Raw genomic sequence first — 22,831 nt, 5'->3', positions numbered from 1 at the left:
TGTTGCAACTTTTTCTGGGCGTCTTCATCGTTTTCTCCAAAGAAATGCGGCGCGATGACACAAAACAATTCGATGGGATGGAAGCCGAGAAGTTCGGCGAGATGGACGACGCGTGTCGCGGTCATTTTCGAGAAACCGCGCTCGTATCGACCATACACCTGCGCGGTGAGACCGAGGAACTCCTGAAGCTCGTTCCGTGTCAGTGGGACGGCATTTCGGCGTTCACGGATGAACTTGCCGATCGCGGCGTCCATCTCGGAGAACTCTTGGATGCCCTGAAACCCTGGGCGTCTATGAATCGGCTTGTCGACTTCCGGGTCTGAGGTTTCGACGAGTCCCATTCGTTTTTTATAGGATTCGTTGTCCACCTAGCGGTTCCTTGCCGTTCTTATGTGTTGTGCATGTCAATGGAGGATCGTCTTCACACCGTGTAGCCAACGTTATTATGCCATTTTTCGCTCGTTCGCCAACGATCGGGCCATTTTGAAACTCCATGGCACCCGGCCATGCAGAGAGGTTCGCGAGATCCATATGCTTCAATATGACAACGCCCCCGGTTGGGCGCAGTGCCTATAGCTCATATCAACCAGGCTGCGCCACTTACTTCCATGTCATTCTCACTATGTGCCATTCCTCATTCGAATGTTCAAATATGGCCTCGGCTGGATGGGGATTTTCCACCCACCAAAGTTCGAGCTGCATAGCACAGGCTATTCCCGCTTTGACGCTGATGCACCTTCTCACTCTGACTGATGATTTGCCGGCGTCGGCGGCGATGTCCCAATCCCTGTACGAAAAGACAGCTCGTTTCGCCTCGTCGTCGCTCGGTCGCTCATCTTCTGCAAGGTCACCCGAAACCGAACTGACCAAGCCTTCCATGGATTGAGAGACGGCTTCGGGCGACAATCCGGGACGGCCTAGCATTGGGGCGACGTAAATCCCGGCGATCAGTCCAATGGCGACGCCGAGCAGGAGCTGGCGCATCGCTATTAGTAACCGTTGTTCGCCAGGAATTCTTTGATCGCCTCGACGAGAATCTTTCTCTGAGACACGTCGTTTTCGCTGGCGGCGCGCATGAGACGATTTTTTGTATCGTAGTCCAACATCACATTGACAGGATACTGGAGTTCACGTTTGCGCTCACGCCTCAGTTGGGCAAGCCGGTTGGAGTCGGACTCCTGCTGTTGGCGCCGCCGCTCCACGATCTCTCGCGTTTCTTCATCCGACCTCGGCTGGATCCTGGGACCGTCAGCGGGTGCAGATGGAGCGCTAAAGTCGGCCGCACTTTCTGAAGGTGCTTCGTCCTTGGGAGCCTCGGTCGTCAGCGGTTTCGGGCTGTTCGGTTTCCGACGCGGCGCGACCGCGAAATCGTCGGGCGAAATGCGATCTGCTTTAGGCATTTTCAGACCTCTTCTCATCAACGGAATGGAGCACCTTCTCGATTTCCTCCGTTAACGCCCGAACTTCTAGACGCCCCTTGAGGATTGCCGGTGTGTGCTCAAGCATTTGAAGTGTCCCGTAGCCATTGCGAATTTCCCGGTAACAGTTTCTTTCGTTCAACTCAGTCTCGGCCAGCATCGAGTCATAGCCCGCCGCCTGGAGGTTCGCTACGAAAGGTCTGATTGTCCGATATGCTTCTAGTTGACGGTTTGGAAGCGTGATCCGCGTCGCGATGTTCACATGGAGACGAAACTTATGGTCTTCGTCGGTCGCGTCGCCGATTGCCTCTGCCGCTTGGCCGGCAGCTTTTATCTCGTCTTGGTTAGGCTGAACGGGAACCAAAATCACTTCCGATGCGCGGATGACAGCCGAAGTCCGTGACGTCTGAAGCCCAGGGGAGTCGATGATAACGTAGTCATAGCCCCTTGCCCTATCCTGCAAGGCTTCATCTAATTTTCGAGGTGTAAGGGCGACCTCAATATCCATATTCTCCGGCAAATTGCCTTTCTGCTCGCATCGTTGCCACCACTCAAGCAAATTGCCCTTTTCATCATTCTCGATCAGCAACACCCTCTTCCCTTTTGAGGCCCATTCTCCGCCGATCAGGATTACGATGGTGGTCTTTCCTGCTCCCCCTTTGGAGCTAACCGATGAGATGATCCGAGGCATTTCTCAATCCTTGATGATTGCGTTTATGGCATACGACTCTGGTACACCACACTAACGACGAAAACTTCGACATCGCGGTGTGGTTTGGGTGATGCGCATATCTACACCATCATTCACTAACAAAATGTTGAAGCGGACCACCACATCATTACACGAAAAATCCGTGTAATGATGTGGTTTGTATACACCGCATTTATCAACGAACGCACTACTCCAGCACACGATGTAGACCTGTGGAATAAATGCACTCAAATGTACAACGTAAATGTGGTGGTGCAACACGATGTTGACTAGAGGTGTGCCTAGGCGGTGTATGTGGGCAATGTGGCGAAGCGGTGTGCGATCACTCGATGACATGTAATGAGGGGCGGTTCGTGTCGTATTTAGAGTGGCAGGATACGCAATTTTGTGGTACAAAATCTGCAACGATCGACAGACAGGCTGTCGATTAGCCGCCGGCGGGCGGTTGGAGATCGGCGGCCCGGCGCCGTGATGATCGAAATTGGACGGTCGTTGATGGCGGATCGCAAGGAGAAGGTCGTGAAAATGCGGGTGACGCCGGAGGAGTATGAGGCGATTTCGGCGGCGGCAGAGGCCGCCGACATGACCCTTTCGGCGTTCGTCCGGTCGCTCAGTCTGGAAGGCGCAGGGGTGCGGCCGATGCTGACAGACGAGGATCGGGCCATCATGAAGCTACTTGCGGAGGACATGCGGGCGATCGGCGTGAACCTCAATCAGGTCGCCCGTCATCTCAATGCGGGCCGGACCGTGAGTGCCGAAGAGCTTTCACTCAATCTTCGCAATGTGCAGGTGGCGGCCGCGGCGAGCCAGCATGAGCTGGCACGACTCGCCAAGCGCGCCGGTCAAAGACGGCGAGGTGCGGGACGCTGATGGCTGAACTGTTCTTGGGTGCGTTCGAAGAGGAATGGGAGCGGCGCAAGGCGGCGCGGCTGCACGAGCTGGAGCTTGGTGAGCGGCGACGGAGCCGTTTGGTTGGCGAGGTTGAGCGGGATTTCGACGCGGCCACATCAGCGGCGGCCGGGAAGGCAGCCGCACTGAATTTCGGTCGGACCAGCGGCTTTGGCGGGCCGTTTAAGCTTGGTTCCCTGGCGTCGGATCGGCCTTCGGCCGAACGACCGATGACGCGCCGGTTTGAGGGTATGGCGACGGGCAGCCAGGCGGCCGTCGTCAAGATGGCGTCCTATGGCGGTGCGGCCCGGGTCGGGGCGATGGTCAATTATGTTTCGCGAAAGGGCGAACTCTCGGTCGAGAACGAGCGCGGCGAGCGCATCGAGGGGCAGGAAGAGCTGGCGCGAGTGCGCGGCGATTGGGACCATCTGATGAAAGGACGAGCGGAGAGCAGGGATATTGGCGGCTTTCGGGTCGACCTCGGTATGGAGATCGCCGGGCCGGACGATGCGTCGTTTCACGATCGCGTCCGAGACGTTCTGACGAGTGGTTTCGACGACCGCCACTATGTCTACGGCGTCGAGCGTCATCGGGACGGCTCGGCGACGGTGAGCGGTGTTATCGTGCTGCGCAGCGGCGCCGGCAAGCGGCTGACGGCCGACGCCAAGGCGGCGGCAATCGTGCAGGCGCAGTTCGACGAAAGCCATGCGGGATCGTCGGGTCGGGCGACATTTTCGTTCGACGGCTACGGCAATGGCGTCGAGTACGGCACCAGCCGGGTGAGGGGGCTTGTCGAGCGTCATCGCGGCGATGTTTGGGCGGATGATGGCCGTCTGATCGCCGATGATGAGCAAGCCGGAGACCTCGTTCAGAAGGAATGGCGCGGCGAACTGCACAGCCGCAAGAGCCGCGATGTGATGCATCTGATCCTGTCGGCGCGGGCGGGCACGGATCCGGAGGCTTTCCGGAGCGCGGCGCGCGGTTTTCTGGCGGCACAGTTTGGCGATGGCGGCCATCGCTATGTGTTCGCGGTTCACGATCCGGCGGATGATCCGAAAGAAGCGGAAGAGGGTGGCAAGCGGCCGCATATCCATGCCCATGCGATCATCACGATGCGCTCGGAATTCGGCGACCGGATCGAGACTAGCCCGGCGATCTTCCGGCAGTGGCGCGAAGCGCTGGCGGAACAGGCGCGCGGGCAGGGCATCGCCATGGAAATGACGGATCGGCGGGAAACGGCCAGTCCGCCGGCGTTCACGCAGAACCAGGTGCGGCCGATCGACCGGCGTGGCGCGACCCGCCATGTCGGCACCAGCGCTTTCGGGCAGGCGCGATACGACAACAAGCGCGCCGGCGCGGCACATGTCGCGCGGTCGGGCCGTAGCCAGGACTATGCCATAATGGCATCGAAGACATGGGGTCAGCTTGCGCTTGCCAGCGGGGACAATAGTGTCCGATCTTTTGCCAAGACGACCATGGAGCGGCTTGAATCCACGCGTTCTGGCGAAGGACGCAGCGATGGCGGCGATGTGGTCGTTGCCGATTTTCGGTCGAAATCGCGAACCAATATGGTAGTGTTGGCGACGGCATTGAAAGAGGGCGACGAGATGGCTGAGATGACGCGGGCGCAGTTCGAAACCTATGAGAAGGGTGTCGAGAAGGCGCTGTTCCAGCTCGACCGCGATACGCCTGCGGAGGAGCGGGCGGATTTCGAGGACGTCGCCCAGGCGGCGCGGGCTGTGGTCAATATCCGCCGTGAAATGGTCGAGCTTCGCGAGGAGAGGGATGCCCTTGAGGCCAATGAGGGGCGTGAGAACGAAGCGGGTTCGGACCAGTCGGAACGTGACGATGATATCGACAATGCCGCGTGGGATGCGGCTGTCGAGCGTCACGGCCTGGAAGCGGTCGAAGCGGCGAACGATCTTCTGATCGAAGTCGCCACATGGGATAGCGCCATGGACGATGCGGCCCGGAACAATGACGATAGCCGGTTCGAGAGCTACGATCGCAAACGCGAGCTGGCGCTTGAGGACGTTGCGAAGCTTGCCCAGGACGGCAACAGCTATGCTCGAGAAGTCGTTGAACAGGACGACGAGCTGAAAGCCATCAGCGATCGGCTGGAGAAAGAGGCCGCGTCAGGTCCGGGTGAAGCGTCAGCCATTTCGGCGCGCGACGAACGGGAGCCTGAAGAGGGGTACGATCGCGACAATCCTGAAGACCGAGCGCAGCATGACGTCCATGATCTGCATGAACAGGTCGCCGCAGTTAATCGGAAGGCTGACGAGGCACAGTGCAATGAAGCCAAAGCGGACAGGTCCGCCGATCAGCAGACCGATCCGGCCCGTCAGCAAGTGCCGCGGTCAGACGCGATCGAGCGGCAGGATGAAGAGCGCGATCGCGACGAGCTGGAGCGATAGGAGGACGTCATGAACGACGATCAGCCAACCTATATCGTCAATCAGAGCAACGATCTTTCGGAGAAGGGCGTCGGCGGCGTGGTCGGCGCCTTACTTCTCGTCTTCGTGCTTTTTGCGGTCGGGCGGTTTATCGACCATCAGATCTACGCGGCATGGACGACGATCCAGCCCTATTACGACTCTCTGGTCGATCAGACTGAGCCAGTCCGCCAGTGGCTTGACCAGCTTTTCAATTAAGCTCTGGCAGCGCCGTGAAGCGATGGCTGTCCGCCACGAATTCCGACGCGAACGAATGACCGCTTCGAGCCCTTTGTTGTTGCTTGGCGCTTTCTGGCATTATGTCTGCTCGCGACCCAATTTCAGCCGTTGTAGCATCACCGTTGATTCCCGAAGTCGACATAGATCGTGGCGGGGAAAGAAAGTATTGCCTTCTTTAGCCGTAAAGGTTTCGGCAGTCTGGGGCGCCAGTAAGCGGGCGGACGCAGAAGATTACGAACGATGCCAGATCAACCCACTATCGAGATAAGTCAGATCGAGGAGTTGCCCGAACCATTCGACGCGCTCCTGCAGGACGCAGATGCAGAGGGCTTCGACACGATGTCGGTGCTCCGCGACGAATGGGCCGCCGGCTCCAATCGCTTTGAGCGTCCGGGAGAAGTGTTGATGCTGGCGAGGGTAGACGGTAAGACGGCGGGCATCGGAGGGATCACGCAGGACTTTGTTGAAGCGAGCTACCTGCGGATGAGACGCTTCTATGTGCGTCCTGCCTATCGTCGGCTTGGTGTTGGTCGCCAGATTGCACTGCATGTTCTGGAACATGCCCGACCTTTCAACCGGCCGATCGTACTTCATGCCGATGGGCCAGATGCCGAGGTGTTTTGGCCGACGCTTGGCTTTGTCCCCATAGACCGGATACACACGACCCATGTGTTCCGGCCTTTAAGATAGCGGCTTCTGCTGCAACTCCCACAAACCGGACCATCCGCTTTCCACTCCAAAGCTGTCACCGCTAAGTTCTCATGGAAACGCACTCTCTCCCGTGCTTTAAAAAAGAGCAATCGTGAGTTTGATGAAGGTGCTGATCGAGGGTATTAAGAGTAAGAAAAACCCTAAGGTGTAAAGAATCGCCGTCAGAAACCGCAGTTTTGGCTGGGAATGATCGTCGATCTCGTACTTTGTGAATGCTATATCAGCTGCAAATTCTTGGGCCGCAACTGCTCTATATGGTTCAGAGAATGCCCAGATGACCTTGGGCGCCTGATAGGCCCGTTCGGCAATTGCTTCTGCATTGAAATAGCCGGAGCCGGTGATAAATTCCTGATGGAATTCGTCCAAGCCATCACTCTCTCCGTCTTCTGCATTATCAAACCGTCCAGCACGATCACCCTCTAGATATTTCTTGTACACCTCCACCACTATTGCTGACGTGCGCAACCTCGTGAAATCAGGATAATCAATAGTTTCAGCTTCATGTCCGCGTTCATCACTTTGCGTAAATTTTCTCAGAATATCATCGAAATAAGACAAGACAAATGTATGAGCATGCAGAGACTGAACAGAACTGGCGAAGTCCATGCTATCACTAAACCGCGCTACGCTTTTTGGGCAAAAAAAACCATATATTATAGACCCTGCACCAACTGAGATAAGACCATAATATAAAAAGTACACGTTTGTTACGCTGAGCGAATCAGTGGCTGAAATTTTCATGTTTATAGAAACTTGTTCGAAGAAACCGATAACGTAGTCATTAAAAACAATCAGGTACGCAATCAATGGAGAAAACATAACTGCACGCATTAGAGGCAGGCTGCCAATACGCCTCAGAGCTGACCAACTAGTGATAAGCCCTACTCGCATAAGCGTGTTCTTCTGTGCAGAATACGTGATAGCTTTCATGACTTCCCAGTAGCAAGGCATCCGTACGATCGTGAGATCGTCAGTATAGGGTTGCTTTTTGAAGCTTCGTGCGAAGCGATCTAGCCGATCCGAGACCAATTACAACTGCGAGACACTAATCATCTAATGGCGCCACGTCAGTGACGTCCGCATTGCTCACGCTGGATGCTAAAGCCGACTAAACCTCTTTTCCACCCCTTCCCAACCTCCCCTACAATCCCCGCCAGCCGCCTTCCGGAGCAACGGGATCGCGAACCGGAGATGTCGTGGGGGCGGGGCGAGCGCAGCGCGTGGGCGGCGGAACCGTGGCCGTCCGCGGTGGGTGTAGGATAACTCCTTTGGCTGCGGGTTTGCGATGAGCCCGGAACCGTCTGAGCCTGCGGGCGTGCAGGGCCTTCCAGGCGGCGGTTCCCAATTCGACCGCACTCAAATCCCGAGAGTAAAGTTCATCCATCCCTTCGGGGTCAATGCATGCCATGCCATAGCAGGCCCCGAAGGCGGTCGTTTAGATCAACGACGTTTTTCTCAAAAGTAGCCGTCCGCGCTCTTTCAACTGACGACCGATACTGAAAAATGCGGTGCTTCGAATCCATTCCAGCGAGTTAGAGAAATACAAGACTTTGCTCTAAGTTCTAGGGGTAGAGCCTAGCGGTCTTCGACAACGCGACGTAAAATATTTTACGTCGAAGGCCGCTGTTGTTTTCGTAGATACTTGTACGCTAGTAAGACACTCCGAAGCTAACCAAAGGATAACGCCGTGGAACAAGCCCAACGGAAGCGAGCTCATCTTGAGCGTATTTTGCTGGTTTGCGGAAATCAGAACGCAGGCAAGAGCCGACTGATGCGCAACATGCTCGGTGACCAGCGATTGGGTGGCACTGTACCTGGCAGAGGCCCCGTGAGCCTGCGGGCGTTATCTAGGGAAAGAGCGTTGGCCGTTCGCTCATCGTCGCCGCATGAGAAAAATCAGTCGCAACTCGACTTTCACAAGATGCTGGACCGCTTGACTAACAGGGCTTGGGGGTCCTTCTGGCGCATCAACTTCGCGTGCGCAGTCCAGCCGCGACCTTTCAACAAGATGCCAGGTATCGTCGACGTTTGTGACGGCTTGATACAGGAGTTCCTTCCAGAACGCATTCGTGTCGTCCAGCTGGCGCCTAACCAATGGGGTGACGGTCAGAGCGGGCTGACCACAGCGGAAGTAGACGGCCTACGATCGCTGGATGTTGAGGTAATGTCCATAGACGCTCGGAGAAACCCGAGCCACCCAGCTGAACCTGGCAACATACGAGTTCTGGCCGACTTCTTCGACTTCTCTTAAAAAAGCGGAGAGGTAAGTCCCAAGCCTCCTCCGATCCACAAATGTCGGAGTCCTCGGCCAGCGCTAGGTGACTGCGGAATGAACGAGCTCGAGCAAGAATGCATCATCCTCAACTCTGCGTGGGACATGATCGACGGTATGGTCAACTGGGCTATTTTCTGCAAACACGATCGTACCGATAACGTGACGATGATGTTCGAGACGCGTCAGCACCAGATGCTGTTTAGCATCCTGCTTGGCGACTTTCTTTCGCAGTTTACAGCTTTCAAGGGCCAGCCCGTACCGCTCGGATTGAAAGCCGCGCCATCAAATGCCCAGCCATCCGACCTAACCTTTCTGTATTATTTGCGTCAAGTCTGTGCAGTGCCGCAGCTAGGCGGTGATGTGGCCGACCTCAAACTGCACACGAACGCATTTGCGACATGGCTTGAGGCCGAGTTCACCGCGCCCCAAGTCAACATTCACAATGTCGATTCGGCAATGGATATAGTTGTGAGGCGCTATCGCTATCTCAAGATCTGCGGCGACGTCTCCAAGCATAATCTGGGCCGTCTGGCGACCAATGTCAGTTACATCAAGAAGTTGTTCGAGCGGGCTGGCCGCGAAGTCGCCGAACAGGACGTTTATCTCGCGGTAGACTCGTTCTATGACTGGTTCTTCGACGACATCTACGTCTACCATGCAAGCGTGATAGCTGAATACCTGAACAATCTGCGGTGGGCAATTTATCGCTACCTGAAGCCCGAGTATGGCCGAGCCTGGCGCCCGACAGGCGTCATTTCGGGTGCGCAGATGTATACCTATAACGTACCTCCAAGCTGTACCCAGCCCCTCGCGCGGGCCATGTATTGGGACTTGATGAACCGGGTCCGCGCTGGCCCGCGAATACAGCACTTCACCGTCTCCGACTCATTCCGCGCTCGTTACTAAGCGAGAACCCAGGCCGCCAGTTTGTTATCGGCTCCAAATTGGTCAGCGGTGTACGCGCACGACGGATGTCTGCTTCCTGCTTACCTCGCAGAAAACCCGCTAGTCCGCTTACCACCCCAGAGCAGACACAGATTGTCACCGCCGCGAAAGTCAGCAAAGTCCGTAAAGGCGACCTTCGCAACTTGCGGGATTCAGTTCTCCCGTCGTGAGTATTAGTCGTTGAGACCGGTGGCTGGCAGTTCGGCTCCCTGATCCAGCTCCGGATCAGGAACGGTGGCCTGCCAGATTTCCATATAGCCTTTTCGCTTGCGTGGACCATCGCCAGCCGTAGTGCCTTCTTTGGTCGTGATGACTGCCCTTAGGGCGTCTTCAGCCGGTTCGAGGCGAGCAATCGTGTCAGCCAACATCTGTTCGACATCGAGTCGGGGACGGCGCGGTTTTTGGTGCGGTGGATCGAACAGGACGGGTTTTGCAGGCCGTCGTCGTAATATGACCGACTGGCTCACAGAACGTTCGTCTCGTGGCGCCGAGGGCTCGGGTTCTTCGACGGGATTCGTCGCTTCGCTGTCTACGTCTTCCTCATCCGAAACAGTGTTGGTTGTCCGATCGTGTTCGTCGGGTGGAGTCGGTGAGGGCGGGGGTTTTCTCGGCTCCTGCTCGATGGGACTGAATACTCCGTAGTCGTCCGTGGTTACCGGTACCGGCAAGGGGGGGAGGTATTCGATGGGCGGAACCTCGGGCTTGTGGCGCTGGGAAAAGGCCTCGGCCGACCGAAACGGTTCGGTTTTGAAGAACTGCAGTTTCTGGCCAAAGATCGGCCGCTGTCCTTCGATGAGGAGCACCATACGGTCCTCCGGCATCTGCCGGACTTCCTGCGGCATCATCAGATCGCGTTCCCGGATCTGTTCTACTCGTGTTCGGCGATTGAGACCCAAGAGCTCGATCGTCCGGGATTCCGATTGATAGCGGATCGTGCGCTTGCCAAGGGCTCGCGACGTGTAGTCTGCCGTGACCTGGTCATTGGCGCCTAGGACGAGCTGATAGGCGCAGTTTCCGAGTAGGGACTGTCGGGTCGTTTCGCCGTAGATTTCATCGAGCGTCTTGAGGTCTTGCACGATGAAGGCAAGCTTGATGCCGTAGCCGGCGACGTAGGGGAGTTTGCCGACGATTTCGTCCATTCTCTTGAGCTGGCGAAATTCGTCGAGAAGGAAGTAGACCGGGACAGCCTTCGGATCGTGATTGAGCAAAAGAACGCTCATCACTTGCTGGACAAATAGGGTTAGCAGCGGCGTGACGAGCGTGACGTCCGTGATGTTCGGCGCCAGGTAGATTGAGATGGGACGGCGCTGCAAGGAGTGGATGTCCATGTCGGTGACGGCCGTCGCGGCGGTGATCCGCTCATTTTTAAACGGGCGCATCGCTTTTTGGATGTCGAGCAGGGCGGAGGCTGCAGCTCGTTCCGACAAGCCGAGATAAGCGTTGAAGCTCTCGACCGTGAATTTGGATAGGCCAGGTTCGGCGGCCTTGATTCGCTTCATCAGGGCCTGCAGGTTCTCACCACTGTTGAACAGCGAATTGACCTCACCAAGGTTGCGGCGGCCCTTGTAGAAGGGACTTTCAAGGATATAGCTGATGGCGCCAGCCATGACCTGTTGAGCCGTCGCCTGCCAGACGGCGTTTTCGGAATCGGTGTTTTCCGGCACGAGAATGCTGGCGACGTTCTGTATGTCCGTCGTTCGCGTGCCGCGCTCGTCGCGAATGAAGTCTAGGGGGTTATATCGGTGGGTCCGATCTGCGCCGGGCGCAAAGAGGAACACCCGGCTGCCCTTTTTCTGACGGTGTCCTGCTGTTGCGGCATAGATCTCGCCCTTGAGATCGGTGACGATCATCGAGCCCTCGTGCATGAGGGCGTTCGGAATCACATAGCCCGCGCCCTTGCCTGACCGGGTGGGACCGATCACCAGGTGATGGCGCTCGTCGCGCACGCGAAGAATGCGTCGTCCGACGCGGCCGAAGATATGGCCCTTGCGCTGAAACCATTTACGACGAGCCATTTCTCCGGGTGACTGAAAAGCAGCATCGCCGAGCGGATTGGATGGCGACCGAAGTCCAACATAGGCCAACAGTCCGGTAATCAGCAGGGCAGGGATGACCGCTCCGCCAGCGACGGTGCGAAGCCTCTCATTGTCCGAATAGGTCCAGAACTGTTGTGCCGGAAGAAAGGGATTCTCGGTGATGGTCCCCTGAAAAATCCGCCAATCGCCAAAGAACCAGCCGAGGGCGGCCCCATACGCCATCGTCCAGATCATGAAGGCGACAAGCAGGCAGAATAAGAGGTAGAAGGTTTTCAGGCCGCTAGTCATGCGCACTCCGAGCAAAGAAGATCTCGGACACACCGCGCTTGCCGCCATCGCGCCGAAGCTGAATGACAATCGGTATGACCATCTGGATGTAGGAGAGCAGGTCCTCTTTCGAGAAGCCGGCACCCATGCCAGCCTGGTGCATCATCATGATCAACTGTTCGTAGGCGCCCATGGGCGTGTCGGCGTGCACCGTGGTCATTGAACCGGGGTGGCCGGTGTTGATCGCTCTCAAGAAGGAAAAGGCTTCGGAGCCACGGATTTCGCCGACAAAGAGCCGATCCGGCCGCATTCGGAGCGACGCCTCCAGCAGATCCTGCAGCGTGACTTCAGCGGCACTCTGGCCGCCTTTCGAAGCGACCAGGTGAACGGTGTTTGGATGCGGGGGCTGCAGCTCGCGGGTGTCTTCGAGCGTGATGATTCGTTCGTTGACGTCGCACGTCTTCAGGCAGGCATTGAGAAATGTGGTCTTGCCGGACGATGTGCCACCGCTGATCAGGATCGATACACGTTCTCGAATGGCCGTATCGATGAACTGATAGATATTGTTGGCTTCCAATTGGCCGATCAAACGGCGATCGGTCTCGCTGAGACCGCCCATGGCGATCGAGACCTTATCGAGCGAGCCGCTGTCGCGATATTCCTCCAATGTGAAGCTTTGTGTGACCTGTTTGCGAATGGAGATAGCCCCGCCTTCGGGCGACGCCGGAGGCAAGACCACCTGAATCCGTTCGCCGGCGGGTAAGGCCGCGCTGAGAAGAGGATTTTGTCGATTGACGTATTGGTCGGAGAGGGCGCCGACGCGCTGGCCGATATTGTGAATCTCGTTTGCCGTAAGCGTTTCGATAAGATGACGCTCCATGAAATCTGCGCCAAGTCGTTCGACGAAGACCAGACCGGGCCGATTGATCGAGATTTCGACGACCTTTGGATCGTCCAAGAACTCTTGCAGCGGCGAAAGTGCCCGTTCCAGCCAGTAATGGGCACTGTGAGCGTGAGCGGGACTATTCAAGGCCCCGCTCCTTTTTGATCTGTTTCAACGCCTCCGTGACCGGATCGTCATAAAGCGCCGAAAAGTCGAGATCCTGCCGGACATAGACGAAGATTCGCTCGCCCTGGGGAACACTGATCGTCGGCTTGATGCGAAGGCTTTCGCCGAGCGCCTGGTTGGCCATGTCGGAAAACGTTTCGGCGATTGTCTCACGGGCCAGCTCTTCGGCTTCGCTGCTATCTTCGGAAGAGGAAGCACTGTCGCTGCCATAACCGGTCAGATAGCTGGCGCCGGCGCCGACCACGGAAAGCAGGATGGCGGAGCCGAACCGTTCTCTGAAGTGGCGATCGACATGGCCGGTGATACCGGATCGGCCGAGACTGTCGGCGCCGATAGAGTTCAGCCGCACCGAAACGCCGTCGCTCCGGATGAGCCGTGTCCAGACAACGAAAATGCGCTCCTGACCGCGTGTGATTTCGGACTGGTACTCGCCAATCAGACGCGTCGACTTGGGAATGAGAATTCGACGCCCATCGAGAGAATAGACGTTCTCCGACACGACGGCCCGCATCTGGCCGGGTAGATCGGAATTGACCGCCGTTTCGAGGATCCCCGGAATCATTGTGCCCTCAGGAACCAGAGCATCGATCCTGTCGAGCTGGCGCGCTCGAGCGGATCGATCGCCAATGGCGGCCGCAGCCGCCAGGAACTTGCTGGCGCTGTCCTCGCCGGCGACGGTCGGTCCACCTTCGCCATCGGCTCCCGCCGCGCCGGCAAGACTGTCGTCACTTCCAGAACTATCCAGAACAACCAGTTTCGATGCGTAGCGGGACGGAAAAACGTCAACCTGGGCTGGCTCCGGCTCGACCATGACGATGGTCGGTTCCGGCACCGGTGGTTCTACGACCGCCGGCACCTGAACGGGAGGTGGGGGAGGTGGGTTGAACTCCGTTGTGTCTGGCTGGGGTTCCGCGACCGGAGGCGGCGCAGGCGGTGGCGGGAGCTGGACGATGTCGTCATCGGGCGGTTCTTCGACCGGCTCGTCCTTGTCGCGGACATAGGACGGCGGTCGATACGTTGTCGTGCGAAACGTTTCATCGCCATCCGTGATGTTTTGAGGGGCTTCTTCGCCAGTGGTGAGAACGAAATAGGCGGCGAGCAGACCGAGGAGGAGCAGTGCGGCGCCGCCGAGGACCTGGTTGCGTCTCGCTCCGCTGTCACGGATGGGAGCGTCGTCGCTTGCCCGCATGGCTTCGAGTTCTGGCGTGCGTTCCATCAGTTGCCGCTCCTTCTGCGCTTCTTTGCAGCTTGATCGGGAACCGGAGCCATGATGTCAGGATCGGGGGCGCCGAAATCGGGCTTCCTGAGGTTGAAGATGCATGTCCAGTTATTGCCGTCTCGCAATGTGAACTGCGTCGCCACGCCATCGACGACGAGATAGTCGCCTTCCTTGCGAAAGTTGACCAATGTCTCGGAGAAATCGGACTGGACCCGGAAGATCGCCGGCGTTCGGCTGTTGAACTTGAAATAGGTTTTGACCCCGTCGTCGAAGACCATCGTCGGCTTCAGTGACGAGCTTCCTGAAAACGAATAGTCGATGTTCACATTGTCCTTGTCGATCTGCGACATATTCGGATACTCGGCGCGGTACTCCGCCTCTTTCCGCAACGCCTCGTTGAGGTTGTTCTCCGGATAAATGAAGCGGATTCCGAAGGTCTTCTTGTTGGCAGCGGGCGAATTGTCGTAAAGCTCGAGATAGTAGATGCGCTTGTCCGTCACGATATTCATGTTGGTGGGAACATCGCGCGCGATCGGCTTGACGAAGAGGATATTGCCCTTGTCGGCCGGAACCACCTGCCAACTGTCGGTATCGCCGAGCGAGATCGTCTGAAACTTTTCGGTTTCGTCGAAAATGATCATCGTCGAGATGCCGTAGGTCGCATAGACCCGCACCACGTTATTGGCCTGGTAGGTGACGCTCGTGACGCGCGAATCGAGGCTGCCCGGTCGCGGCGTCTGAGCTGCTTGGCCGTGAGTCGTCAGCACCGCGACGATCGCCGCGCATGTCAGCACATGCCTCAGCATCACGATCCTCCCGACGTGACCGACTCTTGGTCACGACGGTAGTCGTAGACCTGAAATCCCAAGGGATTTTCAAAGCGCCATTCATTGCTGGCGGGGGTGTCGGTGTAGCGGAAGCGGACGACGGAAATGTAATGCCGCGTCGTGGCCTCGGTGGCTCTGACTTCCTCGGTCGAAAACCGCACAAGCGCGGTGCTCCCGTTCGGAAACGAAACAGACTTGATGTCGACGGTGACCTTTGTGTCCTTTCCGAGCTTGCGCGCCGGATTGTTGGGATTGGAGCTGCTGTAGAGCTGCTGCAGCTCGCGTGCGGCCGCACCGGTTGACAGAAGGGCCGCCAGTCCGAAATTCTCCTCGATGCGATAAGGATCGTATCCCTCTCGCGAGCGGATGTAGCGGACCACATTCGCCTGAGTGACCGCTTCCTGGTCGGTGAGGCGGGTCTGCCGGGTCAATCCCGATTTGACTTCGATATAGCCTGTCGTCTTGTCGACCTCGATGATGTACGGTTCGAAGCTCTTCAGCGGCACGAGCATGACCAGAGCGGCCAGGCTCATGAGCGTCACCAGTCCGAAAATCGTCGTGACGAACCAAGCCAGCGCACGAGAGCGCTTTGCCTTGCGGACGATCTCGGCTTCCCATCTAACGCCATCTTGGAAGTAGGATCGGAGTCCTTCATCGCTGTTTGTCTTTGCCATCAGTTCTAGCCCTTATACGCATGTACAGTGATGCAGGTCCGATCCCTCCTTAGGTCGGCATGCTGTTTGCACTGATCCTGTTTTGCATCGCCTCGGCGTTGGCAGTTCGGATGTTCTGCCTCATGCCCTCATGGATGCGTCGATTTGCGGCGACCCCGGCATTGCCGATTTCGCCGGCGGCCCTCCGTCCGGCAAAAACGGACTTCGCGACGCCCCATCCCACGGCCATTCTCGCCGCACTGCCAAGGCCGGAGGCGATGCCACCAACAATGCCTTGTGCGAGGACCTGGACCTGGATGAGCACAAAGGCTCCAGCCGCACAGAGCAGCAAGAACGCAGCGAAATCGCTGAGCTGGAGTTCGCGCGCCTGCGTCTTGGCCTGGATCTGCGTCAGTTCCGGATCCATGGCGCTGATCAGAAAGGCAGCAACGACATAGACGAATAGGGGGATCAATGCGTAGAGAATGCACTGATTCAGCCATCCGACACCGAAGCGTCTGGTGACGTCGAACAGCATGCAGGCAATGAAAATCGGCGCGGTGCCGATCAGAACCCAAAGCATGACCTTCGCCAGGACGAGCACCGCCAGACCAATCGCGATGAATATGCCGGTCGCTACCATGATAAGCCCGGCAACAATGGCCGGGAGGACGGAAAAATAACCGGCTTGTTCCGAAAATGCCGACGCGGCTTCATTCGCCGTGTTCCAGATCATCGACAGGCCATTGGTTGGTTCGGTGATGCCGGTTCCTGTCGCGGTGAGGATCGCCCGCCCGACGTCTTCGGGGACGTCGTTGATCCAGTCGTAGAACAGCGTGTTGAAGTTTCCCCACGAGCTGACCAGGATCAGGATGACAATCATCCGCACCATACGCGAGACGACGTCTCCGACACTGACGCGGGCCGTACCCATGAGGAGTTGGAAGCCGTAATAGGCGAGATAGGCGATGAACAGGATTTGCAGCAGAGGGAGGACCTCGTCTCCCACCACCGCATAAGCCTGTTCGGAAAAATTCGCGCCGGAGTTTTCAATCCGGTCGAGCAGATCGCCTAGAAAGTCTTCCATGTGTCGTCCCGGTCAGCCGACCTCATTTCCTCCAATGCCGCCATGGCCGCAGCTTCATCGCCGTTCACCGCCTGCATGGGCCCACAGTCATGGCGCGGATCATCCGCATAGGCGGACGCGTTGGCCGGTCGCTTGCAGGGTGCGGACTTCTCCTTTGGCAAGGATGCGCAACCAGCAAGCGTGATGACGAACAGGACCGATCCGAAGGCCACCATGAGTGGTTTAGTCGGCATTGTAGGTCAGGGCCTTTTTGGTGTTCGATATGTCCGTCAACCGACGTTGGTTTTCGGCCTGCATCGATGCGACAGCGCCGTTCATGACACCGATCAGCTCATTGATGGTAAGCCCGGCCTGGACCTGAAGCTGTGTGTTCTGATCTATGCTACCTTTGATGTCCTCGGCCGAGCCGATCTGCGAAGCGGCCTGCTCAAGTGACTGCTGCCTCGATTGGACGGCCTGCTGCGAACCGGTGATCAGGGCGGAGACGCCGAGCACCGTGTTGAGCAATTCCTGATAGGACTGATCGCCGGCATGAGAGCTGTTGTCGCTTCCCGAGAGGCTTTTGACGAGCTTCAGGCCATTGATGAAGGTGGTCGCCACTTCAGCTATGTCGCCGCTCAGATTGCCAAAATTTGGCACGCCGCCAGAAAGCAGGCTGTCGAAGGATGGAACCGACGACACATTGAAACCACTTCCGAGCGCAACGCTTTGAAGCGGGTTGGAGACGCTGCCGCGATCGCCCGTGACGGCCTTGAGCGTCTCGTTGACCGTCTCCAGGACCTCCTTGTTGGTCGACAGAATTTCATCGGTTGTCTGCGCCGTCTTTTGGGCAACGGCGTAGTTGGTCGAATCAATGACGGGGATTTGTGCATGAGCGGCCGTTGCAACACTGCCCAGGGCCAAGATTGTCAGAATGCGTTTCATGGCTGTCTCCTATTGTGCTTCTAAGAGCAGTTCGACGTTTTCAGGATCTGGTCGCTTTTCGACGCAGGCCTCTTCTTCTTCGTCCCATTCGAGATCCTCACGGCCGTCGCACAGGCCCGTGGTCTCGCGATTTTCGTCGTCGTCGTCGCGGTAGGTCGTCGATCGTGATGTGCCGGACTCTTCGCCGAGCGTCATGGCGTTGCGGCTGTTGATCAGATCGGCCAGGGTCGTGCCGAGCATGATGACCTGGTTGAACATTTCCAGATTGGAGTTCCGGGCAGCCGAGTTGAGATCCCAGCTATCCTGTATCGTCGGAGACTCCACTTCGCCGAGCTGCTGATACCAGGACTGCACGTTAGCCGTGCTCTCGCCGATCGCTTGGTTGGCCGCTTTCGCGTTGAGGGTGGATTCGCGAGCCGATGCGAAGTTTGACGTCCCGCCGCCGAAGTCCATGGGCAGAGCCGACTGATCCGACCCGCCGAGCATGGGTATCCACTTCTTCGTGATGTTTCGGACGTAGCCTTGCGTCTCTTTGAACGGCGGTATGCCACCGTACTTGTTGACGTTGCCGGCGCCGGCATTGTACGCGGCGAGCGCCTTGTTGACGTCACCGTCAAAGCGACGGAGCTGCTGCTTGTAGTAGCGGGCTCCGCCTCGCAAATTGTCTTCGATATTGTTGGGATCGACACCCAGTTCTTTGGCTGTCGCAGGCATGAGCTGCGAGAGCCCCATGGCGCCGGCAGGCGACTTTGCGCAGGGATTAAAGCGACTTTCCTGGTAGACGAGCGCCATGAACTGGGTTTCGTTGACGCCTTCTTCGCGCGCCACCCGTTTGATTAGCCCTGCGATTTCGGGATTGGCTTCGACAGCAGCAACCGGGTCGTCCTTCCTGCCGGGCTTGTACATCGAGCAGGTGACGCTTTTCGAAGCGACATACTGCTTCTTGTTGACGTCCTCGATGTCGGTCGTGGTTTGATCGCGCTTTTGCCGTTCCTCCAGAACGGCGTCGTCGATGACAGGTATCTGCGCCCAAACCGGAGCGCTCATCATGACCAAGGGAAGGCAGAAGAGAATGTGCCGGATGGTCTTCATAACGCTGTCTCCCAGCCGCAGAATTTCCCAAGCCATGCCTCGGGATCGTCGCCATATTGGTCGCGCAGCGCGGCGCATTCCTCGACGGTCTCCTTGCGACCTGAGAGGACTTTCACGACGTCAGGCATGTTGGAGAGATCGAGCCGTGCAATGACCGAATCGTTGCCGTGCTTGATCAGAAAGGTCCGCTTTTCCGGCGGCGTGTTCCTGATGAATTCGTACTCTTTGACCGTCAGGCCGAACCGTTTGATGTAGCTTTCCTCATCCGCCCGCGGATTGGGAAAGTGGATGTTGGTCGACGATTGCTCGATGAGCGTGTGCGAGACCGAGGCGCGAGCGATGTCGGCCGCCGACTGCGTGCCGAACCCGACGATCCCATTCAGCTTTCGGATCGTCTTCATCTTGTCGACGATGAAGTTCGAGAAAGTCGGATCGGATAGAAGCTGCCAGCCCTCGTCCATGAAGAACATCACCGGGTCGCCGGTCAGCAGCTCGTCGAGGCGATGATAGAGATACATCAGCGCCGGTGTGCGCACTTCCGCATCACTAAGGATGTTTGTCATGTCGAAGCCGATGGCATGGACATCGGAAAAGGTCAGAACATCGAATTCGGAATTGAAGAGCCATGCCTTTTCGCCTTCTACCCAGGGCAAAAGGCGCGAATGCAAATCGTTGGCTGAAGCGCGTGCGCCGCCTTTGAGAAGACTCAGGAAATTCGCCAGGGTGCGCTGCCGGGTCGGCTCATTCATCAGCCGGGCAAGAGCGCGTTCGAGCGTGTCTTCCTCTTCCTGCGAGAAGTCGGGCGACACCATGCCGGCGCTGAGCATGGCTTTGAGAAGACGCAGCAGGAATGACCGATTTTCGGCCGTGTTTTCCAACTGGAGCGGATTAAACCCGGTTCTCGTGCCCGGCGTCAGGACCTCATAGACGCCCCCGATCGCCCTGATGAAAATCTCCGCGCCTCGATCCTTGTCGAAAAAGACTGCTTTGGGGCGTGGTGAGACTCTGAACGCCTGAGCGAGCAGAAATGTCAACGCGACGGTCTTGCCCGATCCGGTGGGGCCGGTGACCAGGAAATGGCCAATGTCGCGCTGATGGAAGTTGAACCAGTAAGGCGTTTGAGACGTCGTTTCGAGGATTGTGATCGGCAAACCCCAATGCAGACGGTCGTTCTGGCCGGTCGCGAAGTTGTGCATCGACGACAGGCCGGAGAAATTGGAGCTGGAGAGCATCGCCCGGCGGGCGATGTAGCTGTGGTTGCCGGGAAGCTGTGCCCAAAAGGCGGCTTCGAGATTCAGATCCTCGCGCAGCCAGTTGATGTTCATGTCGGTCAGGCAGGCGCCCAATTCCGAAACGGCGCGCGGAATGCCGTCGAGGGTCCGCGACAACGCCAGCAATGTGAAGTGATGGAAGCCGAACACGGCCTCCTGATTGACCAGGCTATTCAGCGCGAAGTCGATGTCTTCTTCGACGGCGCTGCCGGCCTCGTCCGAAGCCTTGATCTGCCGCTGCAGACGGCTGATCCTCTCCTGGGCAATCGGCTTGTCGGCGATTGTGAAGGATTGGGTCAGAATGAATTCGTGGTTGACCTGCAACAGGCCGTCGAGCATACCCGGCCCCGTGAACGGCGGATATTCCTTGATCGACAGAATTGCGCCGAAGCGGTCGTCATCGGCGACCGGCCCCTGGGCCTGCATTGTTCTCTTGGAAAAGTGTAGCCTGGATGTGCCGACATAGTTGCGGATTCCCATGCGTGGAAGTCGCATTTGACGCGGCACGCCGCACGTCAAAATCATGTTGAGAAATTCGCAAGGTTCGGAATAGGGCTCGCCGTCGCGATAGACGATGCCGAGCGACCGTGCGCCGTATTTGGCGAGATCCTTGCAAAGGTTTCCGGTCAGTTCCTCCAGCTCGGTGACCGCTTCCGTCTGCTTTTGATCCTGGATGCTTCGTCCACCAGTCCGGTCAAACCAGCGGCGCGCCGTATCGGTCGCGCCGAGTGCGCCACGCATGTCGGAGCGGAGGATTGTCAGGTACAACTCGTTTGCGAACATGCGCTTTGCGCGCAGTTGCGCCATGTAGTGCTGGTTCAAATAGCCGCAGAACGGATCGTCGAAGCTGCCATCCAACTCCGGCTCGACTTGGCGTCGGACGATGGTTGACCACAACGAAAACCGGCTCGATCCAAGCGCGCGGATCATTGTGTTCTGGACGGACGAGCGCATATTAAGCTCGGCTTGGTCCTCGGTCTGGAAGAAGAGGCCGTCGAGCTTGATGACGGACATCAGCGCGCCGCTTTCGAGATTGATCACGGAATTGGCGGCATGGCGCAAAAACGGCATATGCGTTGCCATCGGCCGCTCGTTGCCGGCCTGTTTTCCAAATCCCAACTCTTCTCGGACCAGTTTCAACATGTCAGGGACCGTAGGAATTGGCGCCCCAAAACACCTTGTTTCGGGTGCGCGGCGTTTTTCGCGAGACAGTCTGGAGCACGTCGAGAATGCGGCTGTCCCACGCACAAAGCGAAAACAGCACCACATAGGCCACCGGAGCGATCAGCAGCGCCCAAAGGGTATTGGTCGCAAGCCAGCCAATGATCGTCACACCGACGATCAACACGACGGCCATGTAGGGCACACCCCATAGCGTTGGTGATCGGGTCAGTCCGATCACCAACGGCGTGAGGACGGGCCTATCGTCGCTGAACTCCGCCAAGGGTCATTCTCCCACGGCCGAGATCAGCTCGTCGACAATCGTCGGCGCACCAAATACCAACCCGATGCCGATGACGACGGCTCCGGCTGTGAACCAGGACAGACGTCCCGCGAAGGCCAGGAATCCGAGGCCGATTACGGCGATGATCGCCAGAAGTCTTCCGAACGGGCCGGTTATGAAGTCGACGATCATCTGCACCGCCGTTTGCAGCGGCCCGAATGCTCCCGACGATTGCGCGTAAGCGGTGTCCGCTCCTACGACCTGAAAGGCCGCCAGAACCATCACCACGAAGAGAACCGTTCGAGCAAAGCTCCGCTCTCCTGGCGGTGATTTCAGCATCTGAAGGCTCACATAGGCTTTCAGCATTTCCGTCTCCTTTAGAACTTCATCACTCCGCCGACGAAGACGCCGGGCTTTTCCACCGACAGGACCCCAGCGATCGGCTTTTCCTTGGTTGGGGTCATGCCTTTTCCATCCCGTCTGCCGGGTTTTGCCGGCAGTCCGAGCTGGTAATTCAGGACTTTTGCCAGATAGCTCACCGTCTCCTTGAACGGCGGGATGCCACCATATTCGTAGATGCGGTGTTCGCCGGCGTTGTAGGCGGCCGCCACCAGCAGCGGGTTGGTGAACTCGTCCAGGAGGACCCGCAAATATGCCACGCCACCTTCGATATTCGCCGCCGGGTCGCAGACATCCGAAACGCCAAATCGTTCGGCCGTTGACGGGATGAGCTGCATCGGGCCGCGCGCGCCTTTGTTGGAATTGCGCAGCCTGTCGAAATCGCTTTCCGCCCAGGCAATGGCGGTGGCGAACAGAGGGTCCACACCCCGCCGGTTTGCCGTCTCGATGACGAGTTGCTTGATCTGTTCAGGGGATAGCGGCGAAGGGCCGCATTCAGGATTGGCAGCCCCCTCACTCGCCGATAGCGATCCGTTATGGTCATCACGATGAATATCGATATGAACAATATCGGTAACATCGCTATCCATATTCGGTGCGGAAATGTTTACCGCAATATTACCGTTTTGGCTATGCGGTTGGATTTGGTCCGCCGTCGGCGGAGCTACGCTCGGCAAGCGGACCTTCCCATCGTCATCGAGGACGTAGTCTTCTTCATCGCGTTGCCAGCGTTCAGCGGAAACAGTTGTCGACAGACTGCCCTCTGTCTGAGGCAGATTTGTCACAAATCCAGTGTTTTCCGCGCTTGAAGCGGTAGCCTCTTCCGACCTGGCTGGCAAAATGCCGGCTGCCACCGTGAGCGTCAGAAGCAGCGCCGCTGGGACTGAGTATCGCCTGATTTCTCCGACCCTTTGCACGA

23 protein-coding genes are annotated in these 22,831 nt (G+C 57.7%); 5 read left to right on the top strand and 18 right to left on the bottom strand.

From position 1 onward, the window contains the following. The 4 genes from NIM86_RS17000 to NIM86_RS16985 all read right to left on the bottom strand — a co-directional run. On the bottom strand, positions 1–368 hold a 368-nt coding region (locus NIM86_RS17000), incomplete at its 3' end, for a helix-turn-helix domain-containing protein (RefSeq protein WP_253383893.1). Positions 369–600: 232 nt separating this feature from the next. Further along, positions 601–984, bottom strand: coding sequence for a hypothetical protein (locus NIM86_RS16995; protein WP_253383892.1), 384 nt, complete (start codon positions 982–984; stop codon positions 601–603). A gap of 5 nt (positions 985–989) precedes the next feature. Next, positions 990–1,400: a hypothetical protein gene (locus NIM86_RS16990; protein WP_253383891.1), complete on the bottom strand. Its 411-nt coding sequence runs from the start codon at positions 1,398–1,400 to the stop codon at positions 990–992. Next, on the bottom strand, positions 1,393–2,109 hold the full coding sequence (locus NIM86_RS16985) for a ParA family protein (RefSeq protein WP_253383890.1): 717 nt from the start codon (positions 2,107–2,109) through the stop codon (positions 1,393–1,395). Before NIM86_RS16985 ends, NIM86_RS16990 begins: the two co-directional genes overlap by 8 nt. Before the next feature lie 516 nt (positions 2,110–2,625). Between NIM86_RS16985 and mobC the strand changes: the two genes are divergently transcribed. The 4 genes from mobC to NIM86_RS16965 all read left to right on the top strand — a co-directional run bounded on the left by mobC (position 2,626) and on the right by NIM86_RS16965 (position 6,383). Next, a complete protein-coding gene (mobC, locus tag NIM86_RS16980) occupies positions 2,626–3,000 on the top strand; it encodes a plasmid mobilization relaxosome protein MobC (RefSeq protein WP_253383888.1) in 375 nt (124 codons plus the stop codon). Next, positions 3,000–5,435 carry a relaxase/mobilization nuclease domain-containing protein gene (locus tag NIM86_RS16975; RefSeq protein ID WP_253383887.1) on the top strand — a complete coding sequence of 812 codons (2,436 nt, stop codon included), beginning with the start codon at positions 3,000–3,002 and terminating at the stop codon, positions 5,433–5,435. Before mobC ends, NIM86_RS16975 begins: the two co-directional genes overlap by 1 nt. Positions 5,436–5,444: 9 nt before the next feature. Then, positions 5,445–5,672 carry a hypothetical protein gene (locus NIM86_RS16970; RefSeq protein ID WP_253383886.1) on the top strand — a complete coding sequence of 76 codons (228 nt, stop codon included), beginning with the start codon at positions 5,445–5,447 and terminating at the stop codon, positions 5,670–5,672. Positions 5,673–5,933: 261 nt separating this feature from the next. Then, the gene (locus NIM86_RS16965) at positions 5,934–6,383 is read left to right on the top strand and encodes a GNAT family N-acetyltransferase (protein ID WP_253383885.1); all 450 of its coding nucleotides are present in this window, start codon (positions 5,934–5,936) and stop codon (positions 6,381–6,383) included. A 96-nt stretch (positions 6,384–6,479) separates the two neighbouring features. Here the strand turns inward: NIM86_RS16965 and NIM86_RS16960 are convergent, their stop codons facing one another. Further along, positions 6,480–7,334 (bottom strand): hypothetical protein, encoded by an 855-nt coding sequence (locus NIM86_RS16960; protein WP_253383884.1) that lies wholly within the window; start codon positions 7,332–7,334, stop codon positions 6,480–6,482. 1,399 nt (positions 7,335–8,733) lie between these two features. Between NIM86_RS16960 and NIM86_RS16955 the strand changes: the two genes are divergently transcribed. Beyond that, a complete protein-coding gene (locus NIM86_RS16955) occupies positions 8,734–9,585 on the top strand; it encodes a hypothetical protein (protein ID WP_253383883.1) in 852 nt (283 codons plus the stop codon). 212 nt (positions 9,586–9,797) lie between these two features. Here the strand turns inward: NIM86_RS16955 and NIM86_RS16950 are convergent, their stop codons facing one another. Genes NIM86_RS16950 through NIM86_RS16890 form a run of 13 tightly spaced genes read right to left on the bottom strand, consistent with a single transcriptional unit; the run spans position 9,798 to position 22,697 of the window. Next, on the bottom strand, positions 9,798–11,948 hold the full coding sequence (locus tag NIM86_RS16950; RefSeq protein ID WP_253383882.1) for a type IV secretory system conjugative DNA transfer family protein: 2,151 nt from the start codon (positions 11,946–11,948) through the stop codon (positions 9,798–9,800). Further along, positions 11,941–12,957 carry a P-type DNA transfer ATPase VirB11 gene (gene virB11, locus NIM86_RS16945; protein ID WP_253383881.1) on the bottom strand — a complete coding sequence of 339 codons (1,017 nt, stop codon included), beginning with the start codon at positions 12,955–12,957 and terminating at the stop codon, positions 11,941–11,943. Before virB11 ends, NIM86_RS16950 begins: the two co-directional genes overlap by 8 nt. Continuing rightward, positions 12,950–14,212, bottom strand: a complete 1,263-nt coding sequence (gene virB10, locus NIM86_RS16940) for a type IV secretion system protein VirB10 (RefSeq protein WP_253383880.1) — start codon at positions 14,210–14,212, stop codon at positions 12,950–12,952. Before virB10 ends, virB11 begins: the two co-directional genes overlap by 8 nt. Next, on the bottom strand, positions 14,212–15,021 hold the full coding sequence (gene virB9, locus NIM86_RS16935) for a P-type conjugative transfer protein VirB9 (RefSeq protein ID WP_253383878.1): 810 nt from the start codon (positions 15,019–15,021) through the stop codon (positions 14,212–14,214). Before virB9 ends, virB10 begins: the two co-directional genes overlap by 1 nt. After that, positions 15,021–15,716 carry a virB8 family protein gene (locus NIM86_RS16930; RefSeq protein WP_253383877.1) on the bottom strand — a complete coding sequence of 232 codons (696 nt, stop codon included), beginning with the start codon at positions 15,714–15,716 and terminating at the stop codon, positions 15,021–15,023. The genes virB9 and NIM86_RS16930 overlap by 1 nt, the downstream gene beginning before the upstream one ends. A 49-nt stretch (positions 15,717–15,765) precedes the next feature. After that, entirely contained in the window at positions 15,766–16,782 is a 1,017-nt protein-coding gene (locus tag NIM86_RS16925) for a type IV secretion system protein (RefSeq protein ID WP_253383876.1), read from the bottom strand. After that, positions 16,767–17,015, bottom strand: a complete 249-nt coding sequence (locus NIM86_RS16920) for a hypothetical protein (RefSeq protein WP_253383875.1) — start codon at positions 17,013–17,015, stop codon at positions 16,767–16,769. Before NIM86_RS16920 ends, NIM86_RS16925 begins: the two co-directional genes overlap by 16 nt. Then, entirely contained in the window at positions 17,005–17,706 is a 702-nt protein-coding gene (locus NIM86_RS16915) for a type IV secretion system protein (RefSeq protein WP_253383874.1), read from the bottom strand. Before NIM86_RS16915 ends, NIM86_RS16920 begins: the two co-directional genes overlap by 11 nt. A gap of 9 nt (positions 17,707–17,715) precedes the next feature. Beyond that, complete coding sequence (locus NIM86_RS16910) at positions 17,716–18,756, bottom strand: lytic transglycosylase domain-containing protein (protein ID WP_253383896.1); 1,041 nt, start codon at positions 18,754–18,756, stop codon at positions 17,716–17,718. 38 nt (positions 18,757–18,794) lie between these two features. Further along, complete coding sequence (locus NIM86_RS16905) at positions 18,795–21,212, bottom strand: VirB4 family type IV secretion/conjugal transfer ATPase (RefSeq protein WP_253383873.1); 2,418 nt, start codon at positions 21,210–21,212, stop codon at positions 18,795–18,797. Between the two features lies 1 nt (position 21,213). Then, complete coding sequence (locus NIM86_RS16900; RefSeq protein WP_253383872.1) at positions 21,214–21,513, bottom strand: type IV secretion system protein VirB3; 300 nt, start codon at positions 21,511–21,513, stop codon at positions 21,214–21,216. 3 nt (positions 21,514–21,516) lie between these two features. After that, positions 21,517–21,852 carry a TrbC/VirB2 family protein gene (locus tag NIM86_RS16895; protein ID WP_256478562.1) on the bottom strand — a complete coding sequence of 112 codons (336 nt, stop codon included), beginning with the start codon at positions 21,850–21,852 and terminating at the stop codon, positions 21,517–21,519. A gap of 38 nt (positions 21,853–21,890) precedes the next feature. Beyond that, a complete protein-coding gene (locus NIM86_RS16890) occupies positions 21,891–22,697 on the bottom strand; it encodes a transglycosylase SLT domain-containing protein (protein ID WP_253383871.1) in 807 nt (268 codons plus the stop codon). Positions 22,698–22,831: the final 134 nt, after the last annotated feature.

It is taken from the genome of Notoacmeibacter sp. MSK16QG-6, assembly GCF_024158145.1.
In the GTDB taxonomy this organism is placed as follows: Bacteria; Pseudomonadota; Alphaproteobacteria; order Rhizobiales; family Rhizobiaceae; genus Notoacmeibacter.
This window is presented reverse-complemented; position numbering and strand designations above follow the sequence as displayed.

Excerpts from the sequence above, each read along its gene's own strand:
- NIM86_RS16995 (WP_253383892.1), bottom strand. The coding sequence starts at position 984 with ATGCGCCAGCTCCTGCTCGGCGTCGCCATTGGACTGATCGCCGGGATT.
- NIM86_RS16990 (WP_253383891.1), bottom strand. The coding sequence starts at position 1,400 with ATGCCTAAAGCAGATCGCATTTCGCCCGACGATTTCGCGGTCGCGCCG.
- NIM86_RS16985 (WP_253383890.1), bottom strand. The coding sequence starts at position 2,109 with ATGCCTCGGATCATCTCATCGGTTAGCTCCAAAGGGGGAGCAGGAAAG.
- mobC (WP_253383888.1), top strand. The coding sequence starts at position 2,626 with ATGGCGGATCGCAAGGAGAAGGTCGTGAAAATGCGGGTGACGCCGGAG.
- NIM86_RS16975 (WP_253383887.1), top strand. The coding sequence starts at position 3,000 with ATGGCTGAACTGTTCTTGGGTGCGTTCGAAGAGGAATGGGAGCGGCGC.
- NIM86_RS16970 (WP_253383886.1), top strand. The coding sequence starts at position 5,445 with ATGAACGACGATCAGCCAACCTATATCGTCAATCAGAGCAACGATCTT.
- NIM86_RS16965 (WP_253383885.1), top strand. The coding sequence starts at position 5,934 with ATGCCAGATCAACCCACTATCGAGATAAGTCAGATCGAGGAGTTGCCC.
- NIM86_RS16960 (WP_253383884.1), bottom strand. The coding sequence starts at position 7,334 with ATGAAAGCTATCACGTATTCTGCACAGAAGAACACGCTTATGCGAGTA.
- NIM86_RS16955 (WP_253383883.1), top strand. The coding sequence starts at position 8,734 with ATGAACGAGCTCGAGCAAGAATGCATCATCCTCAACTCTGCGTGGGAC.
- NIM86_RS16950 (WP_253383882.1), bottom strand. The coding sequence starts at position 11,948 with ATGACTAGCGGCCTGAAAACCTTCTACCTCTTATTCTGCCTGCTTGTC.
- virB10 (WP_253383880.1), bottom strand. The coding sequence starts at position 14,212 with ATGGAACGCACGCCAGAACTCGAAGCCATGCGGGCAAGCGACGACGCT.
- virB9 (WP_253383878.1), bottom strand. The coding sequence starts at position 15,021 with ATGCTGAGGCATGTGCTGACATGCGCGGCGATCGTCGCGGTGCTGACG.
- NIM86_RS16930 (WP_253383877.1), bottom strand. The coding sequence starts at position 15,716 with ATGGCAAAGACAAACAGCGATGAAGGACTCCGATCCTACTTCCAAGAT.
- NIM86_RS16925 (WP_253383876.1), bottom strand. The coding sequence starts at position 16,782 with ATGGAAGACTTTCTAGGCGATCTGCTCGACCGGATTGAAAACTCCGGC.
- NIM86_RS16920 (WP_253383875.1), bottom strand. The coding sequence starts at position 17,015 with ATGCCGACTAAACCACTCATGGTGGCCTTCGGATCGGTCCTGTTCGTC.
- NIM86_RS16915 (WP_253383874.1), bottom strand. The coding sequence starts at position 17,706 with ATGAAACGCATTCTGACAATCTTGGCCCTGGGCAGTGTTGCAACGGCC.
- NIM86_RS16910 (WP_253383896.1), bottom strand. The coding sequence starts at position 18,756 with ATGATGAGCGCTCCGGTTTGGGCGCAGATACCTGTCATCGACGACGCC.
- NIM86_RS16905 (WP_253383873.1), bottom strand. The coding sequence starts at position 21,212 with ATGTTGAAACTGGTCCGAGAAGAGTTGGGATTTGGAAAACAGGCCGGC.
- NIM86_RS16895 (WP_256478562.1), bottom strand. The coding sequence starts at position 21,852 with ATGCTGAAATCACCGCCAGGAGAGCGGAGCTTTGCTCGAACGGTTCTC.